This window comes from Lactobacillus johnsonii ATCC 33200, assembly GCF_000159355.1.
Classification (GTDB): Bacteria; Bacillota; Bacilli; order Lactobacillales; family Lactobacillaceae; genus Lactobacillus; species Lactobacillus johnsonii.
The window spans coordinates 720,734-727,316 of sequence record NZ_GG670120.1 but is presented as its reverse complement, the minus strand read 5'-3'; the positions used below and the strand labels follow the sequence as shown (position 1 = coordinate 727,316).

Sequence of the window (6,583 nt, the reverse complement as noted above, 5' to 3'; positions counted from 1 at the left end):
AAAACTAGATAACATAGTATAGAAAGGAAGATTAGTTGAAAAAGAAAATTAGATCTTTTGATAATAAGACTGTATTAACGATTGGACGAATTGGCTCAGTTTTATCTGTTCTAATGTATGTTTCTTATATTTCACAAATTATGAATAATTTGCAAGGAAATTACGGCAATCCTATTCAGCCATTAACTGCCTTATTTGAGTTCTGTATGCTCTCTTAAGAGAGAAAAAGGATTGGCCGTTGTTTGTAGCTAATTTTCCGGGGATTTTATTTGGATTAGCTACATTCATTACCAGTTTGCATTAAATTTTCATAAAAAGACTTTCTATAATGTGTTATAAATAAAAATTAGATGTAAGAGAGGAAAATAATTTGATTACTGTCTCAGATTTAAGTTTAAATTTATCTGGTCGTACCTTATACGAAGATGTTAACTTGAAATTCACTCCCGGTAATTGTTATGGAGTAATCGGTGCTAATGGTGCCGGTAAGTCAACTTTTTTGAAACTACTAGAAGGTAAGATTGAACCTACTACTGGTAATATTTCCATCGATGCTAATGAAAGAATGTCGAGCTTGAATCAGGATCACTTTGCTTTCGAAAAATTTACGGTTTTAGATACAGTAATTCAGGGGCATAAGGAACTTTATCAAGTAATGAAGGATAAGGACGAACTTTATTCTAAAGCTGATTTTAGCGATGAAGATGGAGTTAAAGCTGCAGAACTAGAATCTAAATTTGCTGAACTTGACGGTTGGAACGCCGAAGCAGACGCATCTAAGCTTTTGCAGTCTTTAGGTATACCAGAAGACTTGCATCAAAGTAAGATGAGTGAATTACCAGAAGCTGAAAAAGTTAAAGTATTATTAGCACAAGCCTTATTTGGTAATCCTGATATTCTTTTACTTGATGAGCCCACTAACGGTTTAGATGTTCATACTGTAAACTGGCTTGAAGACTTTTTAGCCGATTATCCAAATATTGTTATTGTAGTTTCCCACGACCGTCACTTCTTAAATCAAGTATGTACACAAATGTGTGATGTTGATTATGGCAAAATTCAATTATACATGGGTAATTACGATTTCTGGTATGAATCAAGTAAGCTTGCAAGTGAATTAGCAGCTAACCAAAATGCTAAAAAAGAAGAAAAAATAAAAGAACTACAAGAATTTATTGCTCGTTTCTCAGCAAATGCGTCCAAATCAAAACAAGCCACTTCAAGAAAGAAACAATTAGAAAAAATTACCCTTGATGATATTAGACCATCTTCTCGTAAATATCCTTATGTAAAATTTGAAATGCACCGTGACCTAGGAAACGATTTACTAAAAGTAGAAGATGTATCTTATAGTGTTGATGGTGAAAAGATTTTGGACCATGTTTCATTTATAGTGCGTCCTGGTGATAAAGTTGCATTTTTATCACGCAATTCTTTAGCATCCACTGCTTTAATGGACATTATTGCTGGTAAAGTTAAGCCAGAGAGTGGTACTGTGACTTGGGGTCAAACTACTGCTTATAACTATATGTCACGTGATTTAAATGCTAACTTTAACAACGATGAATTAACGATTTTAGATTGGCTTCGCCAATATGCTACTAAAGAACAAGATGATAATACTTTTTTACGTGGCTTTTTAGGTAGAATGCTCTTTTCTGGTGAAGAAATTGATAAAAAGATTAAGGTACTCTCTGGTGGAGAAAAAGTTCGTTGTCAGCTTTCAAGAATGATGCTTGAACCAGCTAACGTTTTGGTAATGGATGATCCTACTAACCATTTGGATTTAGAATCAATTACTTCTCTTAACGACGCTTTGAAAGATTACCAAGGTTCAATCTTATTTACATCTCACGATCATGAATTTATTCAAACTATCGCGGATCATATTATTGAGGTCGGCCCTAAAGGAATTGTTAGTCGTGCAGATACTAGCTATGATGAATTTTTAGATAACCCAACTATTCAAAATAATGTTCAAAAAATATACTAATAATAAAATAAGGAAACTTCATAGGAGAAGTTTCTTTTTTATTTTTGAAAAAAAGAGTAATATAGGGACTGTAAAAGATATAAGGAGGAGTTTATATGTGTACCTCAATTGTTTATAGTTCAAATAATAATCATTATTTTGGTCGAAATCTAGACTTGGAAATTTCTTTTGGTGAACATCCTGTAATTACACCAAGAAATTATGAGTTTCAATATCGTAAATTACCAAGTAAAAAGGCAAAATATGCTATGGTTGGTATGGCGATTGTAGAAAATAATTATCCACTATATTTTGATGCAGCAAATGAAGAAGGGCTAGGAATTGCTGGTCTTAATTTTGATGGTCCGTGTCATTATTTTCCAGAAAATGCGGAGAAAAATAATGTTACACCATTTGAATTAATTCCTTATTTGCTAAGTCAATATACTACGGTTGCTGAAGTAAAAGAAGCGTTGAAAGATGTTAGCTTAGTAAATATAAACTTTTCAGAAAAACTACCACTTTCTCCACTTCACTGGTTAATGGCTGATAAGAGTGGTAAGTCGATCGTTGTAGAGTCGACTTTAAGTGGATTACACGTTTATGATAATCCAGTTCATGTTTTAACCAATAATCCTGAATTTCCAGGCCAGTTACGTAACTTAGCTAATTATAGTAATATAGCACCTGCACAGCCTAAAAATACTCTTGTTCCAGGTGTTGACCTTAATTTATATAGTCGCGGGTTAGGGAGTTATTTTTTGCCAGGAGGAATGGATTCAGCCAGTCGTTTTGTGAAAGTAGCTTTTGTTCGTGCGCATTCCCCTCAAGGAAATAATGAATTAAGTAGTGTAACAAATTATTTCCATATTCTACATTCAGTTGAACAGCCAAAAGGAACGGATGAAGTAGGACCAAATTCTTATGAGTACACAATTTACTCTGATGGAACTAATTTAGAGACAGGAACATTTTATTATACCAATTATGAAAATAATCAAATTAACGCCATTGAATTAAATAAAGAAAACTTAAATGGTAATGAGTTAATAGATTACAAATTGATTGAAAAGCAAACAATTAATTATCAAAATTAGACTATAAAATAAAAAAACTTTGCCAGATAGAAGATATCTGGCAAAGTTTTTATTTATCTTCTTTAGCAAAAGTATTAATTATAGTAATAAAACTTTTAGCTAAAGCCTCTTTCTGTTCAACAGGAAGTTTTTTCATGTCATTTGTAAGCTTGTCAAGAAAAACACGGTCATTGCTTAACTTACTTGCAAATGCCTGTGGTTCAGGAGTTTTGGATGATTCATCAATTAAAGTAATTACGGATGTTTGTAGTGCCTTTGCAATCGCATCTAATTTTTGAATACTGATATTTTGATTACCTGTTCTTTTAATCTTAGAGATGAAATTCACTGATAGACTACTGAATTCCGCAAGGTCTTCTTGAGTCATTCTCAAACTCTTGCGCCTTTTTTGATCGCAGCTCCTAAGTTGTCTATCACTTCAATCACAATTCCTTTCACACAGATTTCTGCCTGCGCTTTTTAGAATAAAGTTAAACTGTAATTAAATGAAGAATTTATAATATTATCTTTTTTCATTTAGTATATTCATACACCTAAACTATTGAGCATAAATACTAATTGAATGAGCATTATGAAGGAAAAGTATAGGTTTGAACTTAGGAAAATGAGAGAAGCGAATAGAAGTATAGAAAATAAAATAACTTTAACATAGTTATTTTATTAAAACTTAAGAAGCTTTACTGGTTCCATTAGCGTAGTTTATGTTTACACCATCTTGAACATTAAAAATATAAACATGGAAATGAACATCGTTTGAGTTGATTGATTGGCCCTCCATTTCGACACCACGAGCTAATAATTCATTATTTCTAAAAATTGGTGTAACTCGATACCGAACATAATTTGATGGAGAGGCCTTTAAATAAGTAGCCACTTCATTCTCATACATTAGCATATCTGGATCATTTAAATGCCTAGTCCCAGTCATCAGGTTTTTCCAATTATTATTTTGACCTGTGAGTTGATAACCAATTAAATGAGAACGATTATAGAGCCAATGGTCATTTATTTTCTTATTATGCCAGCCAGTTGGATTGACATGCAGTGGCTCTCGTTTTGTTTTTGGCATTAAGGAACTATTTAAAAGTGCATTTGCTGCAGTTACACGATTTTGTGAATCAAGATCGCCATATTTTTGCCAGGCACCATGACTTGTATCTAAATCTTGCTTTGAAAAATCTGGATTATTATTGTTTACGTTAACAACAGTTTTCCCCGTATAATCAAGACTAGCTAATTTTTGTTTACTTAAAGATTCAACTGCATTTGGATTGGTGTAGTTTTTTAATTGTTTTTGAAGATCAGCTATCTTTTTATCCAAAGAGCTAATTTTCTTCTCAATTTTTTTGTTCTTCTTTTTTAAATTTTTTGCTTTCTTTTGATCAGTATAGTCATACTTATATTTTTTAGCGACTTTAGTATCGTTAGATGAACTAGCTTGAACAGTATATGTTTGACTAATTCCGAAAGAAAACAAAAGGGTAACTGTTAAAAATTCGGTAATTTTCTTATATTTCATTATCTTTTGGCCTTTCTATAGCCAGCATTAATTGCGTCTTGTTCACTGTTAAAGTAAACGGCATTAACTGAATTCATATGGTAGCCTGCTTGACCAGGTACGTGGTAAATTTTTGAATTACTGTTTCCGACAATTGTTCCTTGGTTACCAGTATAAAGATCACCTTGATTAGAAGAATCAGACGAACTAGAAGAACTATTAGTATTTGCTTCCTGACGTTGAGCAGCTTTTTGTTGTTCTTCAGCTTCTTTTTGACGGGCTTTGGCCTCTTTTTTAGCTGCCGCTTCAGCCTTTTTTCTTGCTTGTTCAGCTTCTTGTTTTTGTTGTTCTTCTTTTTCTTGGTAGTCATCAAGTTGCCGCTTTAACTTGTCATATTCGGCTTGTTTATTCTTTTGTTCTTGTTTGAGAACCTTAGCTCTAGCTTTTTCTTTATTAAGTTCTTTAGTTCCAACTTTTTTAATGATTGTTTTATGAACTACTCTGCTGCTTTTGGCTGAGGCGTTCTCATTAATTGAAGTAGTGGTTGTACTGCTTGGGCTAACCGCCAGACTTAGTAAAACGAATAAAGAGATTGTTACACAATTTGCCCAAAAAACTTGATGTTTGTTTTTCTTAAAAATAAATTTTTTTAGTAAATAATATGGAATTAGATAAAACCAAAAGAGGATCCACATTATTATTTTGACAATATTATTTTTCATCATTCTTTCTCCATTCTTTCTCCATTCTTAAATATCCTCATGTATCAGGATAATATAATGATTTCGATAAGAAAATAAAAAATAAAAAAGACTTGACGAAATTTGATTAAGATTATAATATATTTTTAACAATTAACTTAAACATTTTGCTAGTTGAGTAAATTGGTGATGTCTTTTTAGAGAGTCTACGTGTGGTGGAAGTAGATAAAACAGCTAATTGAAGATGGACTAGAGATTAAAATGGTGGTAACGAATTTTAATAATAAGTTATCAACGGAGTTGCGATCGTTAAAAACGCAAGGTAATTCTTAATGAAAATTAGGAGCTACTTACTAAGGTCATTTATGTGAGTAAATGGCAAATTAAAGGTGGTAACGCGAGCACTCGTCCTTTTATGGATGAGTGCTTTTTTGTTTGGAGGAAAGTACAATGCATAAAAAGAGAATTAGAAATAGAATAATTTGGTCACTAGTGGCAGTTTTAATTGTAATTGCTGGATGGTTTAGTTTTGGTCCAACCAGTAACACTGCCAAGAATAAAAAAGAAGTAGTAGTGGGTGTAGTTGGTCAAACTAAGCAAGATGCCGAAATTTGGAAAAGTGTAGCAGAAACTGCTGAAGAAGAGTATGGCATAAAAATTAAAACTAAGAATTTTACTGACTATAATCAACCAAATAAGGCACTTCAAAATGGTGATATTGACCTAAATGCTTTCCAGCACTATACATTTTTAAATGCCTGGAATAAGGCAAATCATGGTTCACTAGTCGCAATTGGGAATACTTATATTGCTCCAATCAGGTTGTATTCAAAGAAATATAAGAGCATTAATGATTTTCCACAAGGCGCTACAATTGCAGTACCAAATGATGCATCTAATGAATCAAGAGCTTTATATGTCTTGAAAAATGCTGGACTAATTAACTTGAAAAAGGGCGTTAAACTTGCAACGGTAGCTGATATTACTTCAAATCCTAAGGGACTAAAAATTAAGGAAGTTAGTGCAGAACAAACAGCAAGAGTAATTGATGATGTAGATGCAAGTATTGTTAATAATACTTATGCCGTTCCTGCTAAATTAGGTGATAAGCAAACAATTTATATTGAGCCTTTGAATAAAGATTCTGAACAATGGATTAACATAATTGTAGCAAATAAAAAAGATAAGAATAACAAAATTTATAAGGATTTAGTTAAGGCATATCAAACTGAAAAAACTAAGAAATTATCTGACAAACTTTATGGCAAGACTGAAGTTGCAGCTTGGGGATTGAAATTAAAGTAAGAGGAGGAGC

General features: G+C 32.3%; 6 protein-coding genes and 1 pseudogene. 4 read left to right on the top strand and 3 right to left on the bottom strand.

The window, feature by feature from the left end; translation table 11 throughout:
- Nucleotides 1–35: 35 nt before the first annotated feature.
- From HMPREF0528_RS03455 to bsh, 3 genes and pseudogenes are all read left to right on the top strand, one after another.
- Nucleotides 36–304, top strand: a pseudogene (locus HMPREF0528_RS03455) (hypothetical protein).
- Between the two features lie 66 nt (nucleotides 305–370).
- Nucleotides 371–1,993: an ABC-F family ATP-binding cassette domain-containing protein gene (locus tag HMPREF0528_RS03450; protein WP_004895159.1), complete on the top strand. Its 1,623-nt coding sequence runs from the start codon at nucleotides 371–373 to the stop codon at nucleotides 1,991–1,993.
- A gap of 95 nt (nucleotides 1,994–2,088) precedes the next feature.
- Nucleotides 2,089–3,069, top strand: a complete 981-nt coding sequence (gene bsh / locus HMPREF0528_RS03445) for a choloylglycine hydrolase (RefSeq protein WP_004895158.1) — start codon at nucleotides 2,089–2,091, stop codon at nucleotides 3,067–3,069.
- 49 nt (nucleotides 3,070–3,118) lie between these two features.
- Here bsh and HMPREF0528_RS03440 read toward each other — a convergent pair whose 3' ends face one another.
- From HMPREF0528_RS03440 to HMPREF0528_RS03430, 3 genes are all read right to left on the bottom strand, one after another.
- The gene (locus HMPREF0528_RS03440) at nucleotides 3,119–3,436 is read right to left on the bottom strand and encodes a helix-turn-helix domain-containing protein (RefSeq protein ID WP_004895157.1); all 318 of its coding nucleotides are present in this window, start codon (nucleotides 3,434–3,436) and stop codon (nucleotides 3,119–3,121) included.
- 300 nt (nucleotides 3,437–3,736) lie between these two features.
- The gene (locus HMPREF0528_RS03435; RefSeq protein ID WP_004895154.1) at nucleotides 3,737–4,588 is read right to left on the bottom strand and encodes a DNA/RNA non-specific endonuclease; all 852 of its coding nucleotides are present in this window, start codon (nucleotides 4,586–4,588) and stop codon (nucleotides 3,737–3,739) included.
- Nucleotides 4,588–5,292: a sunset domain-containing protein gene (locus HMPREF0528_RS03430; RefSeq protein ID WP_004895153.1), complete on the bottom strand. Its 705-nt coding sequence runs from the start codon at nucleotides 5,290–5,292 to the stop codon at nucleotides 4,588–4,590. Before HMPREF0528_RS03430 ends, HMPREF0528_RS03435 begins: the two co-directional genes overlap by 1 nt.
- 426 nt (nucleotides 5,293–5,718) lie before the next feature.
- Between HMPREF0528_RS03430 and HMPREF0528_RS03425 the strand changes: the two genes are divergently transcribed.
- Nucleotides 5,719–6,573: a MetQ/NlpA family ABC transporter substrate-binding protein gene (locus tag HMPREF0528_RS03425; RefSeq protein WP_004895152.1), complete on the top strand. Its 855-nt coding sequence runs from the start codon at nucleotides 5,719–5,721 to the stop codon at nucleotides 6,571–6,573.
- Nucleotides 6,574–6,583: the final 10 nt, after the last annotated feature.